The following is a 17,312-nucleotide window of genomic DNA, read 5'->3' as shown; positions in this document are numbered from 1 at the left end:
CCCTCTTTCGCAGGAATGACAGTGTTTCAGTGCTGCCCCAAAGCGGTTCGTACCTCGCGCTCAGCCAGCAGACTCGCCGACCACATGGCGGACGGCCTACGTCACCAAGGCTCAGTCGAACAATGCGTCAAGCGCCTGCTCCAGACGTGTCACGGCGATGACCTGCAAGCCCGGCGGAGCTTCCTTGGGCGCATTGCCCTTGGGCACGATGGCGCGCTTGAAGCCGTGTTTGGCCGCCTCCTTGAGGCGCTCCTGACCACTCGGCACCGGACGAATCTCGCCGGACAGGCCGATCTCGCCGAACACCAGCAGGTCGTGCTGCAGCGGCCGGTTGCGCAGGCTGGAGATGACCGCTGCCATCAGCGCCAGGTCAGACGCCGTTTCCAGCACCTTGACCCCGCCAACCACGTTGAGGAACACGTCCTGGTCATAGGTTGGAATGCCGCCGTGGCGATGCAGAACCGCCAGGAGCATGGCCAGGCGGTTCTGATCCAGGCCCAGGGTGACGCGGCGCGGATTGCCCAGATGACTGGTGTCGACCAGCGCCTGCACCTCCACCAGCATCGGTCGCGAGCCTTCCCAGGTGGCCATCACCACACTGCCGGGCACCGCCTCCTGCGCGCGGGTGAGGAAGATCGCCGAAGGGTTGGAGACTTCCTTCAGGCCCTTGTCGGTCATGCCGAATACGCCCAGTTCGTTGACCGCGCCGAAACGGTTCTTCACCGCCCTTAGCAGGCGCAAGCGACCGTCGGACTCGCCCTCGAAATACAGCACAGTGTCGACCATGTGCTCCAGCACGCGCGGGCCGGCCAACGCGCCTTCCTTGGTGACGTGGCCGACGAGAAAGATCGCCGTGCCGCTCTGCTTGGCGAAGCGCACCAGCAGCGCCGCACTTTCGCGTACCTGGGCCACACCGCCAGGCGCCGACTGCAGTTGCTCAGTGAAAATGGTCTGGATCGAGTCGATCACCATGACCTTGGGCTTTTCCTGGCGCACGGTGGCGATGATCGATTCGATGCAGGTTTCGGTCATTACCTTGAGCTTGTCCTGCGGCAGGTCCAGCCGCCGCGCACGCATGGCCACCTGCTGCTGCGACTCCTCACCAGTGACGTAGAGGGCGGGAAAACGCGTGGCGATATTGCACAGGGTCTGCAGCAGGATGGTCGACTTGCCGATGCCTGGGTCGCCACCGATAAGCACCACCGAGCCATCCACCAGACCGCCACCGAGCACCCGATCGAGCTCGCCGGAAGCGGTGGAAAAGCGCGGAATTTCCTCGACACTGACTTCAGCCAGGGTCTTGATATTGGCCTTGTCGCCAGCCCAGCCAGTGCGCCCGCTGGGCGTGGCGCCCTCCACCAGGGTTTCGACCAAGGTATTCCAGGCGCCGCACTCACCACACTGCCCTGCCCATTTGGGAAAGGTGGCGCCGCACTCGGTGCAGCCGTACATGCGTTTTGCCTTGGCCATTGCGATCGATCCTGCCGCTGAACGAAGACTGGAACGATACCGAACAACTGGATAAATTTACAGACCACTGCCACTCTGCCCGGAATGCCCATATGCAGATTCAACTGCTCCCCACCAGCACCGAACAGCTGGCGCTGCTGGCCAACCTCTACCAGTTCTACGCCTACGAAAGTTCGGACTGGGAGCAGGAAGACGTGGAGACGGACGGACGTTTCTACATCCACCACCCCCACCTGCAGCGCTATTGGCAGGAGCCGGGCTGGAGTGCGCAACTGATACTGGTCGATGGCTTCATCGCCGGTTTCCTGCTGATCGAACGGAGCGAGTTAGCCGGTCTCGATGCGCCAGAATTCGCCGACCTGTTCATCCTGAAAAAGTATCGTCGCCAGGGCATCGGTCGCGCCCTGGTACAGCAGGTGATGGGCGATGGCAGGCCCTGGCTGCTGCGCTTCTACCGCCAGGATGAGCTGGCCTGTGCCTTCTGGCAGCAGCTGCTGAGCGAATGGCCCAGGCCGGCGCGACCGGTATGGACGGAAGAAGAGGCGGACGGGCTGCTCACTTATCTGATCAACCCGCCCGTGCATTGAGGTCTTGATGCCATGCAAAGCCGGTGCGCACGGCGCACCCTACCGGTAGCGATCCCGCAAGGGGCGCTGAGTGCGCCACCTGTTCCGGGCATCAACCCCGACAGCCATTGCCACAACCGCAGCACTGACCTGCAGCGCGTTTGAGCTGGCGCGCCAGCTCGTCCTTCATCGCTACACGGTGGAGTTTCAGCGCGCTGAGGGTAACGTCATCGAGCAACTCGATACCCTCCTCGATGCGGCAGATGCGCTTGTCCAGCGCTTCGTACTCTTCGGCCTGGCGCGCGAAGTGTTCATCGCTCTGCCGCAGGCGCTGCAGTTCGTCGCGCAGTTCGGCGAAGTCATGAACCAGCGGGTGATGGTCGACGTGCATGATGAAGCCTCTGACAAGAAAGATGGCTCCAGCCTAGCGCCACACGTCGACCGTTCATTTGATCCGGATCAAGCACTGCCCGCCTTGCGCAACAGATCGGCGATCTCGTCCTTGAGACCCACACGCTGCAGTTTGAGCCCCTGCAAGGTCAGGTCGTCGGCAGCCTCGCGGCCGTCCTCTATTTCGTAGATGCGCTTGTCCAGCGCCTCGTACTCGCCAGCCAGGCGAGGGAAATGCGGGTCACTTTGCATCAGCTTGCGCATGACGTCGCCTTGCTGAGGGAATTCGCGGGTCAACGGGTGATGTTCGAGCGGCATGAGAAACCTCCCAGAGGATAACATCCTTAGCCTAGCCGAAGCTTGCGTCGCTGCCCGTCAGCGTCTCAGTTGCCCGTGAATTTCGCCCTGTTCAAGGCGAGCGGCGCTGTTGCCCAGAACATCCTCGGCCTGCAGGTCCGCGCCACGTTCAGCCAGCATCTGGAGCAACTCACGACGCTGGAACAACGCCGCGTACATCGCTGCAGTCTGACCGGCGCCATTGCGCTGATCGGGATGGCAGCGGGCGCCGAGCAGACGCCTGGCGATACTCAGCTCGCCTTTGAATATGGCGCCCATCAGTGCGGTATTGCCACGGCGATCTTGTGCACAAGGATCGGCACCGGCGGCCAGCAGGCGTTGTACCAGAGCGTCATGGCCGTGATAGGCAGCCAGAATCAGGGCGGTATAGCCCTGGCCATCGGCGCTGTCGAGGTCATAACCAGCGGCGATGAACTTCTCGAACATGGACGTATCGCCACGTCGCGCAGCATCGAAATAGTAGTACTGGAGCTGGGCACGTACTTGTTCGGCATCAGCCGACGCAAATTCGGCTGTCTCGGCGCGAACCACGCCGCACGCCAGCAACAGGATCAACAACAAACTTACAGGCATGGCAACTCTCCGTGTGCGCCGCAGCCGGAGCGATCCTCGCCCCGGCCCGGCTCAGGACTCAGTCCTGCAGTTTCGCGGCCAGTTGCTGGACACGCTTAAGATCACCTTTGGCAACTTTGGTCAGGCCGGTGCCGTAGTCAACATCCGCTTTGTAAAAGTACGACAGCATCAGATGCTTGCTCTCGTCGTCGACCGGCGCCAGCGCGCCACCTAGGCTATTGATCAAATCGCGCTGCTCTTTCTTGCTGTAGGAGCGATACAAATCGCCGGCTTGCTTGAAGTTCTGCTCACGCTGAATCTTCGCCTGCTGGGTGGTGCCGGAAAGCGGCAGTTGGCTGTAGCGGGCGTGAGGGGTTTCTTCACGCGGCTGCAGGCGGCTGGGCTGGTAGTTGACCGACGTTTTGGTCGCTGCCAGATTCATCGCACCATCCTGATTGCCGTTGTTCACCGCCACCATCGCGGCGTTGATTGGCAGGTGCAGGCCATTGGCACCGAGGCGGTACATCTGGGTGTCGGCATACGCGAACAGACGGCCCTGAAGCAGGCGATCCTCGGAAGGCTCGATACCCGGCACCAGGTTGGACGGCGCCATGGCAACCTGCTCGGTTTCCTGGAACACGTTGTCCGGATTCTTGTTCAGCACCATCTGGCCGATCTTGCGCGCGGGGACGTCGGGCCAGATCTTGGTGGCATCCAGAGGATCGAAGGAGAACTTGGCCAGATCCTCGGGCTTGAGCACCTGAATGTAAAGATCCCATTTGGGGTAGTCGCCACGCTCGATGGCCTCGACCAGATCACGTGTCATGTGGCTGTAGTCATTGGCCTGCACTTCGGCCACTTGGCGCGGGTCCAGGTTCTTCACGCCCTGCTGGCTCTTCCAGTGAAACTTGACGTAATGCGCCTGCCCCTCGGCACTAACCAGCTTGTAGGCGTGCACGCCATTACCGTCCATCTCACGATAGCTGGCCGGCGTGCCCTCGTTGGAGAACAGCTGAGTCAGCGTGCGGGTCGCTTCGGGAATGTGCGAGAAGAAGTCGAAAGTGCGGCGGCTGTCATCCAGGTTGGTGCGCGGGTCCGGTTTAAAGGCGTGAACCATGTCCGGGAATTTGATGGCATCGCGAATGAAGAAGGTCGGGAAGTTATTGCCCACCAGATCCCAGTTACCCTCGGCGGTATAGAACTTGGTAGCGAAACCACGCGGATCACGCAGGGTTTCCGGCGAATGCAGGCCATGTACGACGCTGGAGAAACGTACGAATACAGGCGTCTTGCTGCCTTTCTCGAACACCTTGGCGATGGTCAGATCGGAAATGTCGGCGGTGGCGGTGAACTCACCGTGGGCGCCAGTGCCGCGGGCGTGAACCACACGCTCTGGAATGCGTTCACGATCGAAGCGCTGCAGCTTCTGAATCAGTTGTACATCCTGCAGCAGAGTTGGGCCCGAGGCACCAGCGGTCTGCGAGTTCTGGTTATCGCCCACAGGCGCACCATTGTCACGGGTCAGAGGTGCGGCATGAACGGAAAGGGACATCATGCTGGCAACCAGAGCAACTGCGATCAGGCGCATGGCCGAAGGCGTGCGCGAATGAAGGGACATAGGGATTACCTCGTTATGGTCTCAAAAGGCGCGTCTTGGCACGCCTTGCAAGACTACGAGGGAGGCAACGGCTGATCGAAATTGAAAAAGTAAAGCGTAACGATAGTCAATGATTATTCCTCTGATCGGCGCACATCTGCCATGAGAGCCGCGACATTGACCGTTGGCCTGCCGAAACCTACTGACGAAAAAAGCACCCTGCTTCCAGTACATGACAAGACGCCCATGCATCCGCTGCTGCTCGCCATACAGGGGCGAGTAAGAAGCGCCTGGGTCGGTGAAGATGCCTGTAACGGCAAAAACTGGCAGGGCAAGAAAGATGAAGCGGGTATCACCAAGACCGAACTGGAGCGCCTGCGCCTGGCCTACTGAAACCGCGAGCGGGGCGTGCGGACATGAATTGTTGCAGCTTGAAATACGCTCGCAGCGACCTTTCCGCTAAATTGGCCGGCCATTGGCCACTTATCCCCCTACATGACACTCCTGATAGCGTTCGCTGTCCTCTCCATTCTGGTTTCGTTCATCTGCTCCATCCTCGAAGCCGCCCTGCTCTCCCTCACGCCCAGTTACATCGCTCAGCAGAAGGTTGCCAAACCGCAGCTGTACGAAAGGCTGAAAGAGCTCAAAGACAAGATCGACCAGCCGCTGGCGGCCATCCTGACCCTCAATACCGTGGCGCATACCGTTGGTGCGACCGGTGTCGGTGCACAGGTGGCGATCGTCTTCGGCGACGGTTACCTGGGTATCGCCTCGGCGGTCATGACCCTGTTGATCCTGGTGCTTTCGGAGATTCTGCCGAAGACCATCGGTGCCCGTTACTGGCGCGCCCTGGCACCCTTCCTGCCCAGCCTGCTGCGAGCGATGATCCTGCTGCTCAAGCCGTTCATCGTCATGTCGGACCTGATCATGCGTCTGTTCGGCGGCAAGGAGCCAGAGCACGACATTCGCCAGGAGATCAAGGCCCTGACCCTGCTTGGCCGCGAAGTGGGCAAGCTCGACGAAGACGAGCAGCGGGTGATCAGCAACATCCTCGATCTGCACGAGATTCGCCTGCGCGACATAATGACCCCGCGCATCGTCTGCGAATCCGCCGCACCGGATGAATCGATCGCTGCGTTCAAGGCGCGTGCCCGCGAGAGCCAGTTCTCCCGTTACCCGGTGATCGGCGAGGACGAGTCGCCGCTGGGCGTGGTGTTCCGTTATGACGCCCTGGCGGCCGAGAACGATGACGAACCGATCACCCAGATCATGAAACCGCTCAAGGTCGTGCCGGACAGCATGAACGTGGAAACCCTGATGACCCTGCTCATGCAGGAGCGTCAGCACATGTGCCTGGTGTACGACGAGTTCGGTAGCTGGCACGGCCTGGTGACACTGGAAGACATCATGGAAACCATCATCGGCAAGCCGATCCTCGACGAGACCGACGATATCCCCAACATGCGCCGCTTCGCCAAGCGCCGCTGGGAACATCGACTCAAGGCGATCCGCGAAGACTGATCACCAGTAGTTCTCCACCGCCACCTGACCCGGTCGCCGGGTCAGGCTCAGATTCAGGCCGCGCGCCTTCAGGCGCTGACGAATGTCGTCGATCATCTGCGGGTTGCCGCAAATCATCACTCGTGAATGCTCGGGCGCCAGCTGCAGGCCCGCTGCCCGCTCCAACTCACCCTTGTCGAGCAGATCGGTGATACGCGCATTCAGGCAGTCCGCCGCCTGCTCGCGGGTGACCACCGGCAGGTAGGTGAGCTTGTGAGCGAATTCGGCCAGGTGTTCCAGCTCGCCAAAACTCCTGATCAGTGGCTGATAAGCCAGCTCGGCGAAGCTGCGCGCGCTGTACACCAGCACGATACGCTCGAAGCGCTGCCACACCTCAAAGTCTTGCAGGATCGACAAAAACGGCGCGATGCCGGTACCACTGCCCAGCAGCCAGAGGTCACGGCCGTCGACGAAGCGGTCCAGGGTCAGATAGCCGGTGGCCATCTTTTCCACCAGCAGGCTGTCGCCCACGCGCAGTCTGCTCAACTCGCTGGTGAACTCGCCGCCCGGCACCACGATGGAGAAGAACTCGAGAAACTCGTCATGCGGCGCGGACACCAGCGAATAGGCGCGCCAGACCACGCTGCCATCGGCTTTCTCCACGCCCAGGCGCACGAACTGCCCGGCGCGGAAACGAAACCCCGGGTCACGGGTGGTGCGCAGGGTGAACAGGCTCGGCGTCAGGCTGTGTACCTCGAGCAGCGTCTGACGGGTGAACTTGTCTTCGCTGACGGTCATAATCGCCCCCTTCATTGAATACCCGCTCAGTCTGGCGCAATCGGCCAGCGACAAACACCGAAGGTTTGCATGCCTACTCTCGAAACTCCCTTCGCCAGCCTCGAACTGCAGCGTCAGCCGCACCAGGCGAACGAGCCGCTACAAGCCTTCGATGCCGCCGACGAATACCTGCTGGGTCATCTTCATGAGCAAGGCATCGAGGCAGGCAGCCGTGTGCTGGTGCTCAACGACAGCTTCGGCGCCCTCACCTGCTCGCTGGCCGGGCACTGCCAGGTGACCAGCAGCGGCGATTCGCACCTGGGCTTTCTCGCCCTGCAGAAGAATCTCGCCAGTAACGGCCTGGGTGGCGAGACGGTGACCTTTCTGCCGAGCTGCGAAACTCCGCAAGGGCCGTTCGACTGGGTGCTGATTCGCGTGCCGAAGACCCTGGCGCTGCTGGAGGAGCAACTGATTCGTCTGCACGGCCAGTTGGCGCCGGGCGCCCGCGTGGTCGCAGGGGCGATGATCAAGCACCTGCCGCGCGCCGCCGGTGATCTGCTGGAGCAATACGTCGGCCCGGTGCAGGCTTCGCTGGCGGTGAAAAAAGCCCGCCTGCTGGTCGCCACGCCTGAAACCAAGGCAATGCCGCACTCGCCCTACCCGACCCGCTACCGCCTGGATAAACCGGCGCTGGAGCTGGTCAACCATGCCAACGTGTTCTGCCGTGACGGCCTGGATATCGGCACCCGCGCCTTTCTTCCGCATCTGCCACGCCACCTCGGGCGCGTGCGCGTCGCCGATCTCGGTTGTGGCAACGGCGTGCTCGGCATCGCCTACGCCCTGGGTAGCCCGCAGGCGGAGCTGACGCTGGTGGACGAGTCCTATATGGCCGTGCAATCGGCGCAGGAAAACTGGCGCGCGGCACTCGGTGAACGACCAGTGACCATACGCGCTGGCGACGGTCTGGCCGAACAGCCCGCCGACTCGCTGGATATGGTGCTGTGCAACCCGCCCTTCCACCAGCAGCAGGTGGTCGGCGACTTCCTTGCCTGGCGCATGTTCCAGCAAGCCCGCGCGGCGCTGGTCACCGGTGGTGAACTGTGGATCGTCGGCAACCGCCACCTGGGCTACCACGCCAAGCTGGCGCGCCTGTTCCGTGGCGTCGAGCAGGTGGCGGCCAATCCGAAATTCGTGGTGCTCAAGGCGAGAAAGTGACCCGTTGATTGTAACGGCCGAAAAGTATCACTAAAGTGGCACTTTCATCTGCGCAGCGGGCACCGTCCATGAAAGTCGAGTTGGTCACCAACCTGAAGCGACAGGCCACCAAGATTCTGGCCGACCTTCACGAGTCCAAAGAACCTGTACTGATCACCGAACATGGAATGCCTTCGGCTTATCTGGTGGATGTCGATGACTACCAGTTCATGCAGAAGCGTCTCGCCCTTCTGGATGCTCTGGCTCGCGGTGAACGTGCCGTAATCGAGGGCAACACCCTGAACCATGAGCAGGCCAAGGAAAGGCTGAGCAAATGGCTGAAATAGTCTGGACGAACACCGCCCTCGAGCAGCTCGACGATCTCGCGCACTACATCGCCCTCGACAAACCGGATGCCGCGCGAGCACTGGTCAGAAGAGTCGTTGAAACAGTCTCACGGTTAGTGGATTTCCCCCTGTCGGGCCGCGTTCCTGATGAGCTTCCACACTCGGTGTACCGCGAAATCGTCGTCCCACCCTGCCGAATTTTCTACCGTTATACAGACACAACGGTTTTCATCATCCACATCATGCGAGAGGAGCGCGTGCTGCGCGCCCAGATGCTCGAGTCATCGTCATAACGTCAGGGTAAAGCGCGACAGCAAGGCGCCCGGCAAGGCCATCGAGCCCGTCTGCCTGGCGCCGTAAGTGCCGCCTGGCAGCAGCAGCTCAGGTTCGCGGGTCAACGCCTCCAGTTGCGGGCCGAGGAAGTCGAACAGCGAATCATCGAAACGCATGGTGTCCACCGGCGCCTGGATCTGCCCATCCTCGACCCAGAAGGTGGCGAAGCGGGTCATGCCGGTCAGGCGCGCGGCGGGCAGGTCGGAGAAGTTGCCGTACCACAGGTTACCGATATACAGCCCGGTGCCGAGCCGTTGCAGCACGTCGTGCTCGTCCAGCTCACCGCCTCGCATGTGCAAGGACAGCGGATATTCGCCACTGCACGCACCATTTGCGATCAGTCCATATTCTGCGGCACTGCGCGAGCTGACCAGGCGTTCGCCAGGTCGCCCCTGGCCGATCAGGCGCAGCGGCTGGCGTGGCCCTTCGGAGGTGAAAGCCGGCGCCAAGCCACCCTCGATGCGTTCGTCCATCGTCAGCAACGGGCTGAGTTCGGCCTTGCCGTTGAACAGACGCTGCAACGGGCTGCCACCTGACGCCAGCGCCTGGGCGCCGAAGCCCCAGCAGCACAGGCTGACCAGCTCTTCCAGCGCAGCCGGCGCGAGGTAGGCGCGATAGGTCCCTGGCTGCAGCGCCTTGGCCGGTCGACCGAGAAACTCCAGCTGTTGCCGTGCACGCTCCAGCTTGCGAGCGAAGGCCTGGGCGTCCCACTGCGTGCCGGCATAAGCGCTTTTCACTGCCTGGCCGTTGCCGTGAAACAGGCTGAACTCCAAGTTGAAACTGCTCGCGGCGTACCAGCCGAACGCGCCCCAGGAACTGGCGAAGCCCTGGTACTGCGGCCCCACGGCCAGAAAGCCGACCAGATCCAGACCAGCCGCCGCCGTGACGATCTGCTGCGCCATGGCCGCGCCATCGAGTCGCACCGCTTCGCCCGCCAACTCGCTGCGCCAGGCCTCAGCGTTCACGCGCAGATAAGGGTCGTCACTCAAGGTTGGCAGCACGCCACGCAGGCGCTGCACTATTTGCTGCAGGCGCGGCAAATCCTCGTCAAGCACACCGCTGAGCGCCAGTTTGCTTTCGGCATGGCGCTGGCCCTGGTACAGCGACAGGGTGACGTAGGCCTGCTGCACCTGCCCGGCCTGACGCACCTGGCCCTGGTTGAAACGGATGAAGCTGGACACCTCGGCGCCGTAGGCCAGGGTAAAACCCTCCTCGCCCACCACCTGCGCCTGCAGCTGCTCCAGCAACGCACTGAAATGCTGACGTGCATCCATCAGGCAGCCCCTCCGAAAACGTCGATATCGGCGAAGACGCAGGCCGGCGAGGCGTGCCCGACACGGATCACCTGGTTGGGTTCGCCCTTGCCGCAATAGGGCGTGCCCATCACCTCGAAGGTGCTGGCGTCGCCTACCGCGCGCAGGTTGCGCCAGAACCGCGAGCTGATGCCGCGGTAATTGGGGTTCTTCACCACACCCTTGAGTTCGCCGTTTTCGATCAACTGGCCCCATTCGCAGCCGAACTGGAATTTGTTGCGCGCATCGTCGATCGACCAGGAGCGGTTGTTGCTCATCAGGATGCCGCGTTCGATGCCGCCGATCAGCTCGGCCTGGGTCTTGTCACCCGGCTCCAGATTGAGATTGGCCATGCGGTCGATGGGCGGCCGGTTCCAACTGCACGCACGGCTGTTGGCCACACCCGGCAGACCACTGCGCCACTGCGACAGCGCACCGCCGAGCGGGCGCTGCAGGACGCCATCGCGGATCAGGTAATGGCGCTGCGCCGGAGTGCCATCGTCATCATGGCAGTAGCTGGCCAGCTCGCCTGGCACGCCCGGATCGAAGGTCACGTTGAGCAGCGACGAGCCATATGGGTAATGACCGAAATCTTCCTGGCGAATGAAACTGGTGCCGGCGAAGTTGCGCTCGTCACCGAGAATGCGGTCCAGCTCCAGTGGATGGCCGATGGACTCGTGGATCTGCAGGATCATCTGGTCCGGCATCAACAGCAGGTCACGCGAACCGTTCGGGGTGTTGGGCGCCAGCAGCAGTTGCAATGCCTCGTCGGCAATGCGCTCGGCACTGCCGATCACGCCCAACTGCTGCAGCACCTCGGCACCGCCCTGCCGCGCCAGATGAGTGCCGCCGAAACTGCGGCTCTGGCTGTCATGCTCGTCGCTGGCGGTGACGCCCACCTGCGGGAAGACGTAGCGCTGGGCACGGCGCAGGCAGGCGCCCGCGCTGTTGAGGTAGATCTGCTCATGGCAGGTGAAGGTCAAGCCGACATGGCTGTCGACCAGACGCGCATCCTGTGGAATCCGCGCCGACTCGGCCATCAGCAACTCGAACCAGTAGCCGGCACCCGCCAGCGGCTGCGCGTAACCCGGCATCACATCGTCGCTTTGCTCGGTGGGGTACGGCAGGCAGGCGAGGTCGAGCAGGTTGTGCCCAGCCAACGTGCGTGCCATCTGCTCGGCGCGCTCCAGCGCGGCCTGCAAGCCGGCCTGACTGAGATCGCTGGTGGCCGCATAGGCTTCGACACCGGCGATACGCACGGTCAACATGGCGCCAGCATCGTCGACGAAGGAAGGCGCCTGCGCCACACGCCGCCGCACCCAGTAGGACTCCCTGCTCTCGCACACATGGCGCAGCGACCAGTAGTCGGCAGTGGATTTCAGCGCGGCGAAGCGGCGCTGCAGGGTATCGCTGAGGGCGAACATCGGGCTTCCTTGGCTGGCGACGAAAGGAGGCCAGTATGGGAACAAGCACGCGCCGGGATCAACCGCCGACCGGCAAGCAAAAGCCAGACGCCGCCCCGCTCCCGATCAGAAATCGACCGTAGCCGAGACCTTGACGGTACGCGGCGCGCCCTGGGTCAGGTAGCCACCATTGGCCGAGGCCCAGTAGCTCTCGTCGGCGACGTTCTCCACTATCGCGTTGAAGGTCACGGCGCGCTGGTCGAGACGAGTCTTGTAGCGTGCGCCCAGATCGACGCGGGTCCAGGCCGGGATGCCGTAGTCATTGGCGGTATCGACATACTGACCACCGGTGCGCAACAGCAGGCCATTGAGGCTCAGCCCCGGCACGCCCGGCACATCCCAGTCGGCACCGACATTGAACTGGAATTCGGGCACCCCGACGGCCTGGTTGCCATCGTTGCCACCACCGACCGTGCCGCGCAGCTCGGCTTCGGTCCAGGTCGCCCCTCCCAACAGGCGTAACCCGCTGAGCGGCTCGCCGAACAGGCTCAGCTCGATACCACGGTTACGCTGCTCGGCATCCACGCCGTAGTTGCCACTGCCGTCGAGCACACCTTGCGGCTGCTCGATACGGAAGACACTCAGGTTGCCGCCGAAGCGACCCCAGTCGAGCTTCACCCCCAGCTCGGTCTGCTTGGAGCGGTACGGCGCGAACATCGTTCCGCGATTGTTCGCCGCATTGGGCGCCGTCGGCCCCTGCTGCAGCGACTCCACACGGTTGGCATAGAGCGAGAGGTACTCGGTGGGCTTGATCACCAGGCCATAGGCGGGCGTGGTGATGCTGTCCTGGTAGTTGGAGGTACGGGCGCCACTGGCCGCGCTCCAGGCGTCGGCGCCAATGGTCTGCCGGCGCAGGCCCAACGTCAGCAGCACACGATCATCGACAAAACCCAGGGTGTCGGAGACCGCCAGGCTTTTGTTCTGCACCTTGGAGGTGGTGTCCGGGTCATGCAGATCGCCGGAGACGCTGGTGGCGGGCGGCTCTGCAATCGGCAGCGCTTCGTACAAGTTGCCATTGCCACGGCTACCAGCGGCGGTGGACTCGAAGGCGTTACGCTTTTCCTGCCAGATGCCGTTGGCCGCCAGATTGACCTTGTGGCTGACCGGGCCGCTCTGCAGTTCGCCGCGCAGCCCCGTGGCCAGGCTCAGGGTTTCCTGGTCGAGCGGCGAATACAGGCGGCCGATGCGGGCCGCACCATCGGCGCCATAGACGTAGTTGGAGGCGTACACGCCGTTCTCCCGCGTGTACTTGCCGCCGCCGATCAGGTAGGCGGTCCAGGACGGCGACAGATCGTACTCGGCGCTGAACATGCCATAGCTGTCTTCCAGCTGCGACCAGCTCCAGGGCTGGGCGTAGTTGTGTCTGGAGTCAGGCACGGACGGCACCTTGCCATTCAAGGTCGAGGTGATGCCCGTCGTGGTCAGGTAGACAACGGAACGTCCCTCGTTGACGCGCTGCTTCTGGTAGCCAAGGTCGGCTGCCAGGCGCAGGCGCTCGCCACGGTAGTCCAGGGCAACGGTGGCCAGGCTGAAACGCGAATGCTCGTCGTCGACGGCCGTCTCGCCTTCACGTTGCGCCAGGTTGACCCGTACACCGAAGCGGTTGTCCTCGCCGAAGCGACGCCCAAGATCGAGATGCCCGCCCACGCGACTGTCGTTGGCGTAGTCCAGGGTGAAGCTGCGGGTCGGGGTGTCCTCGGCGCGCTTGGAGACCACGTTGATCGCCCCGCCGACGCCACTGCCGCCAGGCGCCACGCCATTGATGAAGGCGTTGGCGCCCTTGAATACCTCGACGCGCTCGACCGACTCGGTGGAAATGATCTGCCGCGGCAATATCCCGTACAGACCATTGAAGGCGATGTCATCGCTGTACAGCTGGAAGCCGCGTACGACGAAGACCTGCGAGAAGTTGCCGAAGCCGTAGGACTGGCGCACGCCCGGGTCGCTGGCCAGCACATCGGCCAGGGTCTGCGCCTGGCGCGTTTCGATCAGCTCGGAGGTGTAGCTGGAAAAGGCGAAGGGCACGTCCTGCATGTCCTGGTTGCCCAGCAGGCCGATGTTCGCGCCGCGCGCCACCTGGCCGCCGGCATAGCTGGCCGGCAGGTCGCGGCGGCCATCGAGCTGGCCGCTGACGGTGGTGGCGCCCAGCTCCAGCACATCGCTGTTATCAGGACGCGGGATCAGCGTGACGGTGCCGTCGGCGCCGACACTGAAGGTCAGGCCGCTGCCCTGCAGCAACTGCTGCAGCCCTTCGCCGACGGAATAATCCCCCTTGAGTGCCTGGCGGCCACTGATCCCGCGAGTCAGGCTGGCATCGTAGAGCAGGCGGATGCCGGCCTGCTCGGCGAAATCGGTGAGCGCCGAATCCAGAGGCTGGGCCGGGATGTCGAGCTCGACGGCCTGCACCTGCGCTGCAGCGAGGCCGAGGGAAAGCACGATCAACGTCGGGAAGAAGGGAATCGAACGCATACGGATATCCTGTGTTCTGCTGGCCATTCATGCGAAAAAGTCGCATTTGCAGAAAAAGAAGACGAAGGTAATTCGCATTCCTGAACCGGCAATGCAAATATTTTCGAAAAAGATTCGTGGCATCACCCAGTCGTAGCCCGGATGCAATCCGGGGGCTTTGTTTGCCGATCCCGGATTGCATCCGGGCTACAGCGTTTGTACGACCAAGGCTTGTCCACTATCGGCCTGGTAACGGGGTCGGCCAAAGACGGTGGACAAAAAGAGCGTTGTCCACCCTACGTGGATGCAGTCCGGCAGCTATCAGATTGGAAGATCAACCGTCGGACGACACCAGCAGCACGCCCGGCAAGTGGGTCAACTTGACCGGCAGCGCGGTCTCGATGGCGCGCAGTACGGCCTGTGGATCATCCAGGGCGAACACGCCGGTGACCTTCAGCTCACGCGCCGCAGCATCGAGAAACAGCACCTGCTGAGTTTGCTGGCGCTGCAGCTCCTCGAACACTTCGGGCAACGGACGATCACGGAATACCAGCCGCCCCCGTTGCCAAGCCAAAGCCCGCGCGGCATCCAGTGGCTGCAGTGATTGCAGACGACCACCACGCCAGGCGATCTGCTCGCCAGCCTGCACGGCTCGCTCGGTATCCTCGCTGTCACTGACCTGCACATGCCCTTCGCTGACCGCCAGCAACACCTGATCCCCCAGCAGGTTGACGTCGAACCGAGTACCGGTGACGCGAATGCGCGCCTCACCGGCCTCGATCACGAAGGGGTGGTTGGTATCGGCCGCTACCTGAAAATCGACCTGACCGCGATACAGACGTACTCGGCGCTGACCGTCTGCATCGGCGTTCCAGTCAAGAGCGGTGGTGCCATTGAGCTGCAGCCGCGAGCCATCCTCCAGCGTCACCTCGCGGATTTCACCGGCCTGAGTGCGTACATCGGCATGCCAGCCTGGCGGCGCCAGCCACAGCGCCAGCAGCAGGCAGGCGGCGCTGGCCAGTGGCAGCGGCCAGCGTCGCTTGCGCCTGGGCATGGCCTGCACCACGGCAGCCGGCCGTTCGATCTGGCCGAGCAGCGCCCACAGACGCTCCGTCTCGGCCAGAGCACTGGCGTGCTCGGCACTGGCCTGGCGCCAGCGCTCGACCGCCGCGCGATCGGCGGCACTGGCTCGCCCGGAATTCAGCAGCACCAGCCACTCCCGGGCCTGGCTGCGCAGATCGGCCTCAGCGGTCATCCATGCGTTCCTGGCAATATTCGAGGGCCTTGAGGATATAACGTCCGGCCATGCTTTCCGAGACGCCCAGACGCTCGCCGATCTCACGTTGAGTCAGCCCGTCCAGGCGGTTCCACAACAGCGCCTGGCGCAGGTGTTCGGGCAACTCATGCATCAGGATCTGCAGGCGAGCCAGACGGCGGCTGTCCTCGATGGCGCGTTCGGGTTCGGGGAGTTCGCTTTCCAGCGCATCGTCGAGCGGTGCCGACTGCGGACGAACCTGTTGTTGCCGATGATGGTCGATGAGCAGGTTGCGGGCGATACGGTAGAGAAAGGCGCGCACGTTGCCGATCTCCTCGGTCCGGCGCCCTTGCAAGCGCAGCCAGGTTTCCTGGCGCAGGTCGGCGGCGAGCTCGCTGCAGCGTGTCTGCCGGGTGAAGAAGCGCAGCAGCTCCGAGGAATGGCGCCGGAACAGTTCTTCAGGGGGCAGTGGATCGACAGGCAGGGACACGAAGAACTCTCGGTGCCGGGAAAGCCCGAGAAAATATTACAAACGCAAATGATTTTCAAATATATCCACTCGACCCTGTCGGCCGAATGGCAGTCGGCTGGATCGCCGGGCTCAGCCCGGCGTCCCCAACCCCGCCGCGCTCATGAACTGGCGCAACAGCCAGGCCACTATGCCCAGCGCGGTGACGCTGCAGGCCCAGATCAGCACCAGCCAACCCAGACGCTGCCACAACGGTTTTTTATCCTGCTCGACCTTGGTCATTTCACGGCCCTCAGTGGTAGCCATCATCCACCGTCACCTTGCCTCTAAACACGTAATAGCTCCAGGCGGTGTACATGAGGATGAAGGGGATGATGAACAGCGCGCCCACCAGCATGAAGCCCTGGCTCTGCGGCGGTGCGGCGGCTTCCCAGATACTGATCGACGGCGGGATCACGTTCGGCCACAGGCTGATGCCCAGACCGCTGTAGCCAAGGAAGATCAGCGCCAGGGTGAGCAAGAATGGCGAGTAGTTGGCGTTGCTGGCCACGGCCCGCAGCAGCGCCCAGGTGCACAGCAGCACCAGCACCGGTACCGGCATGAACCAGAACAGGTTGGGCAGGCTGAACCAGCGCTCGGCAATATCCGGGTGAGCAAATGGCGTCCACAGGCTGACGATGCCGGTCACTCCCAACACCACGAATACCAGCGGGCGCCCCAGATCATGCATCTGCTGTTGCAGGCGACCTTCGGTCTTCATGATCAGCCAGGTGCAGCCGAGCAACGCGTAGGCGGCGATCAGCGCCAGGCCGCAGAACACCGAGAATGGCGTCAGCCAATCGAACGCGCCGCCGGCAAAGCTGCGGTTGACCACCTCGAAACCGTCGATATAGGCCCCCAGCGCCACGCCCTGGAAGAAGGTGGCGGTCAGCGAGCCGCCAATGAAGGCCTTGTCCCACAGATGGCGCTTGGCGGCCTTGGCCTTGAAGCGAAACTCGAAGGCCACGCCACGGAAGATAAGCCCCAGCAACATCAGGATCAGCGGCAGATACAGCGCGTCGAGCACCACTGCATAGGCCAGCGGAAAGGCACCGAACAGCCCCGCACCACCGAGTACCAGCCAGGTCTCGTTGCCGTCCCAGACCGGCGCGACGGTGTTCATCATCACGTCGCGCTCGCCGTCGTCGCGAACGAAGGGAAAGAGGATGCCGATGCCCAGATCGAAGCCATCCATCACCACATACATCATCACACCGAAGGCGATGATCACCGCCCAGATCAGTGGAAGGTCGATACCCATGT

Annotated in this window: 19 protein-coding genes; 6 read left to right on the top strand and 13 right to left on the bottom strand. The window is 62.9% G+C overall.

Features of this window, described 5'->3' with window-relative positions; translation table 11 throughout:
• Positions 1-111: 111 nt before the first annotated feature.
• On the bottom strand, positions 112-1,470 hold the full coding sequence (gene radA / locus ACN0X6_RS14150; RefSeq protein ID WP_417704817.1) for a DNA repair protein RadA: 1,359 nt from the start codon (positions 1,468-1,470) through the stop codon (positions 112-114).
• Between the two features lie 92 nt (positions 1,471-1,562).
• Between radA and ACN0X6_RS14145 the strand changes: the two genes are divergently transcribed.
• Positions 1,563-2,057, top strand: a complete 495-nt coding sequence (locus ACN0X6_RS14145; protein WP_417704815.1) for a GNAT family N-acetyltransferase — start codon at positions 1,563-1,565, stop codon at positions 2,055-2,057.
• Positions 2,058-2,148: 91 nt separating this feature from the next.
• On the opposite strand, the gene ACN0X6_RS14140 is transcribed toward ACN0X6_RS14145, so the two are convergent.
• The 4 genes from ACN0X6_RS14140 to katB all read right to left on the bottom strand — a co-directional run bounded on the left by ACN0X6_RS14140 (position 2,149) and on the right by katB (position 4,923).
• Positions 2,149-2,427, bottom strand: coding sequence for a YdcH family protein (locus ACN0X6_RS14140; protein WP_417704814.1), 279 nt, complete (start codon positions 2,425-2,427; stop codon positions 2,149-2,151).
• A 68-nt stretch (positions 2,428-2,495) separates the two neighbouring features.
• The gene (locus ACN0X6_RS14135) at positions 2,496-2,744 is read right to left on the bottom strand and encodes a YdcH family protein (protein ID WP_417704812.1); all 249 of its coding nucleotides are present in this window, start codon (positions 2,742-2,744) and stop codon (positions 2,496-2,498) included.
• A 57-nt stretch (positions 2,745-2,801) separates the two neighbouring features.
• Positions 2,802-3,356 carry an ankyrin repeat domain-containing protein gene (locus ACN0X6_RS14130; RefSeq protein WP_417704811.1) on the bottom strand — a complete coding sequence of 185 codons (555 nt, stop codon included), beginning with the start codon at positions 3,354-3,356 and terminating at the stop codon, positions 2,802-2,804.
• 58 nt (positions 3,357-3,414) lie between these two features.
• On the bottom strand, positions 3,415-4,923 hold the full coding sequence (gene katB, locus ACN0X6_RS14125) for a catalase KatB (protein ID WP_417705019.1): 1,509 nt from the start codon (positions 4,921-4,923) through the stop codon (positions 3,415-3,417).
• Positions 4,924-5,178: 255 nt separating this feature from the next.
• Between katB and ACN0X6_RS14120 the strand changes: the two genes are divergently transcribed.
• Both ACN0X6_RS14120 and ACN0X6_RS14115 read left to right on the top strand, forming a co-directional pair.
• Positions 5,179-5,325: a hypothetical protein gene (locus ACN0X6_RS14120; RefSeq protein ID WP_417704809.1), complete on the top strand. Its 147-nt coding sequence runs from the start codon at positions 5,179-5,181 to the stop codon at positions 5,323-5,325.
• A 102-nt stretch (positions 5,326-5,427) separates the two neighbouring features.
• Positions 5,428-6,453 carry a CNNM domain-containing protein gene (locus ACN0X6_RS14115; RefSeq protein WP_417704808.1) on the top strand — a complete coding sequence of 342 codons (1,026 nt, stop codon included), beginning with the start codon at positions 5,428-5,430 and terminating at the stop codon, positions 6,451-6,453.
• Here the strand turns inward: ACN0X6_RS14115 and ACN0X6_RS14110 are convergent, their stop codons facing one another.
• Entirely contained in the window at positions 6,454-7,230 is a 777-nt protein-coding gene (locus ACN0X6_RS14110) for a ferredoxin--NADP reductase (RefSeq protein ID WP_417704806.1), read from the bottom strand. It lies immediately after the preceding gene.
• Positions 7,231-7,299: 69 nt separating this feature from the next.
• Here ACN0X6_RS14110 and ACN0X6_RS14105 point away from each other — a divergent pair, with 69 nt between their 5' ends.
• The 3 genes from ACN0X6_RS14105 (at position 7,300) to ACN0X6_RS14095 (ending at position 9,043) form a co-directional block, all read left to right on the top strand.
• Entirely contained in the window at positions 7,300-8,424 is a 1,125-nt protein-coding gene (locus tag ACN0X6_RS14105) for a methyltransferase (RefSeq protein ID WP_417704804.1), read from the top strand.
• A gap of 68 nt (positions 8,425-8,492) precedes the next feature.
• Positions 8,493-8,750: a type II toxin-antitoxin system Phd/YefM family antitoxin gene (locus ACN0X6_RS14100; RefSeq protein WP_021487971.1), complete on the top strand. Its 258-nt coding sequence runs from the start codon at positions 8,493-8,495 to the stop codon at positions 8,748-8,750.
• Positions 8,738-9,043 carry a type II toxin-antitoxin system RelE/ParE family toxin gene (locus ACN0X6_RS14095; RefSeq protein ID WP_417704802.1) on the top strand — a complete coding sequence of 102 codons (306 nt, stop codon included), beginning with the start codon at positions 8,738-8,740 and terminating at the stop codon, positions 9,041-9,043. The genes ACN0X6_RS14100 and ACN0X6_RS14095 overlap by 13 nt, the downstream gene beginning before the upstream one ends.
• Here ACN0X6_RS14095 and ACN0X6_RS14090 read toward each other — a convergent pair.
• The 7 genes from ACN0X6_RS14090 to cydB all read right to left on the bottom strand — a co-directional run bounded on the left by ACN0X6_RS14090 (position 9,038) and on the right by cydB (position 17,310).
• Positions 9,038-10,357, bottom strand: a complete 1,320-nt coding sequence (locus ACN0X6_RS14090; RefSeq protein WP_417704800.1) for a TldD/PmbA family protein — start codon at positions 10,355-10,357, stop codon at positions 9,038-9,040. The genes ACN0X6_RS14095 and ACN0X6_RS14090 overlap by 6 nt on opposite strands.
• Positions 10,357-11,799: a TldD/PmbA family protein gene (locus ACN0X6_RS14085; protein ID WP_417704799.1), complete on the bottom strand. Its 1,443-nt coding sequence runs from the start codon at positions 11,797-11,799 to the stop codon at positions 10,357-10,359. Before ACN0X6_RS14085 ends, ACN0X6_RS14090 begins: the two co-directional genes overlap by 1 nt.
• A 105-nt stretch (positions 11,800-11,904) precedes the next feature.
• A complete protein-coding gene (locus tag ACN0X6_RS14080) occupies positions 11,905-14,307 on the bottom strand; it encodes a TonB-dependent siderophore receptor (protein WP_417704797.1) in 2,403 nt (800 codons plus the stop codon).
• A gap of 313 nt (positions 14,308-14,620) precedes the next feature.
• On the bottom strand, positions 14,621-15,541 hold the full coding sequence (locus tag ACN0X6_RS14075) for a FecR family protein (RefSeq protein ID WP_417704795.1): 921 nt from the start codon (positions 15,539-15,541) through the stop codon (positions 14,621-14,623).
• Positions 15,531-16,031, bottom strand: coding sequence for an RNA polymerase sigma factor (locus ACN0X6_RS14070; RefSeq protein ID WP_074936200.1), 501 nt, complete (start codon positions 16,029-16,031; stop codon positions 15,531-15,533). The genes ACN0X6_RS14075 and ACN0X6_RS14070 overlap by 11 nt, the downstream gene beginning before the upstream one ends.
• 111 nt (positions 16,032-16,142) lie before the next feature.
• Positions 16,143-16,292, bottom strand: coding sequence for a DUF2474 domain-containing protein (locus ACN0X6_RS14065; protein WP_099522599.1), 150 nt, complete (start codon positions 16,290-16,292; stop codon positions 16,143-16,145).
• A 10-nt stretch (positions 16,293-16,302) separates the two neighbouring features.
• On the bottom strand, positions 16,303-17,310 hold the full coding sequence (gene cydB / locus ACN0X6_RS14060; protein WP_192980091.1) for a cytochrome d ubiquinol oxidase subunit II: 1,008 nt from the start codon (positions 17,308-17,310) through the stop codon (positions 16,303-16,305).
• Between the last annotated feature and the right edge of the window lie 2 nt (positions 17,311-17,312).

This window comes from Pseudomonas sp. (genome assembly GCF_048269965.1).
Taxonomy (GTDB): domain Bacteria; phylum Pseudomonadota; class Gammaproteobacteria; order Pseudomonadales; family Pseudomonadaceae; genus Aquipseudomonas.
Note: the sequence above shows the minus strand (reverse complement) of the source record. Positions and strands in the feature narration are given on the sequence as shown.

Bases quoted from the DNA above. Each gene is read 5' to 3' on its own strand.
- radA (WP_417704817.1), bottom strand. From the start codon at position 1,470: ATGGCCAAGGCAAAACGCATGTACGGCTGCACCGAGTGCGGCGCCACC.
- ACN0X6_RS14145 (WP_417704815.1), top strand. From the start codon at position 1,563: ATGCAGATTCAACTGCTCCCCACCAGCACCGAACAGCTGGCGCTGCTG.
- ACN0X6_RS14140 (WP_417704814.1), bottom strand. From the start codon at position 2,427: ATGCACGTCGACCATCACCCGCTGGTTCATGACTTCGCCGAACTGCGC.
- ACN0X6_RS14135 (WP_417704812.1), bottom strand. From the start codon at position 2,744: ATGCCGCTCGAACATCACCCGTTGACCCGCGAATTCCCTCAGCAAGGC.
- ACN0X6_RS14130 (WP_417704811.1), bottom strand. From the start codon at position 3,356: ATGCCTGTAAGTTTGTTGTTGATCCTGTTGCTGGCGTGCGGCGTGGTT.
- katB (WP_417705019.1), bottom strand. From the start codon at position 4,923: ATGCGCCTGATCGCAGTTGCTCTGGTTGCCAGCATGATGTCCCTTTCC.
- ACN0X6_RS14120 (WP_417704809.1), top strand. From the start codon at position 5,179: ATGCATCCGCTGCTGCTCGCCATACAGGGGCGAGTAAGAAGCGCCTGG.
- ACN0X6_RS14115 (WP_417704808.1), top strand. From the start codon at position 5,428: ATGACACTCCTGATAGCGTTCGCTGTCCTCTCCATTCTGGTTTCGTTC.
- ACN0X6_RS14110 (WP_417704806.1), bottom strand. From the start codon at position 7,230: ATGACCGTCAGCGAAGACAAGTTCACCCGTCAGACGCTGCTCGAGGTA.
- ACN0X6_RS14105 (WP_417704804.1), top strand. From the start codon at position 7,300: ATGCCTACTCTCGAAACTCCCTTCGCCAGCCTCGAACTGCAGCGTCAG.
- ACN0X6_RS14100 (WP_021487971.1), top strand. From the start codon at position 8,493: ATGAAAGTCGAGTTGGTCACCAACCTGAAGCGACAGGCCACCAAGATT.
- ACN0X6_RS14095 (WP_417704802.1), top strand. From the start codon at position 8,738: ATGGCTGAAATAGTCTGGACGAACACCGCCCTCGAGCAGCTCGACGAT.
- ACN0X6_RS14090 (WP_417704800.1), bottom strand. From the start codon at position 10,357: ATGGATGCACGTCAGCATTTCAGTGCGTTGCTGGAGCAGCTGCAGGCG.
- ACN0X6_RS14085 (WP_417704799.1), bottom strand. From the start codon at position 11,799: ATGTTCGCCCTCAGCGATACCCTGCAGCGCCGCTTCGCCGCGCTGAAA.
- ACN0X6_RS14080 (WP_417704797.1), bottom strand. From the start codon at position 14,307: ATGCGTTCGATTCCCTTCTTCCCGACGTTGATCGTGCTTTCCCTCGGC.
- ACN0X6_RS14075 (WP_417704795.1), bottom strand. From the start codon at position 15,541: ATGACCGCTGAGGCCGATCTGCGCAGCCAGGCCCGGGAGTGGCTGGTG.
- ACN0X6_RS14065 (WP_099522599.1), bottom strand. From the start codon at position 16,292: ATGACCAAGGTCGAGCAGGATAAAAAACCGTTGTGGCAGCGTCTGGGT.
- cydB (WP_192980091.1), bottom strand. From the start codon at position 17,310: ATGGGTATCGACCTTCCACTGATCTGGGCGGTGATCATCGCCTTCGGT.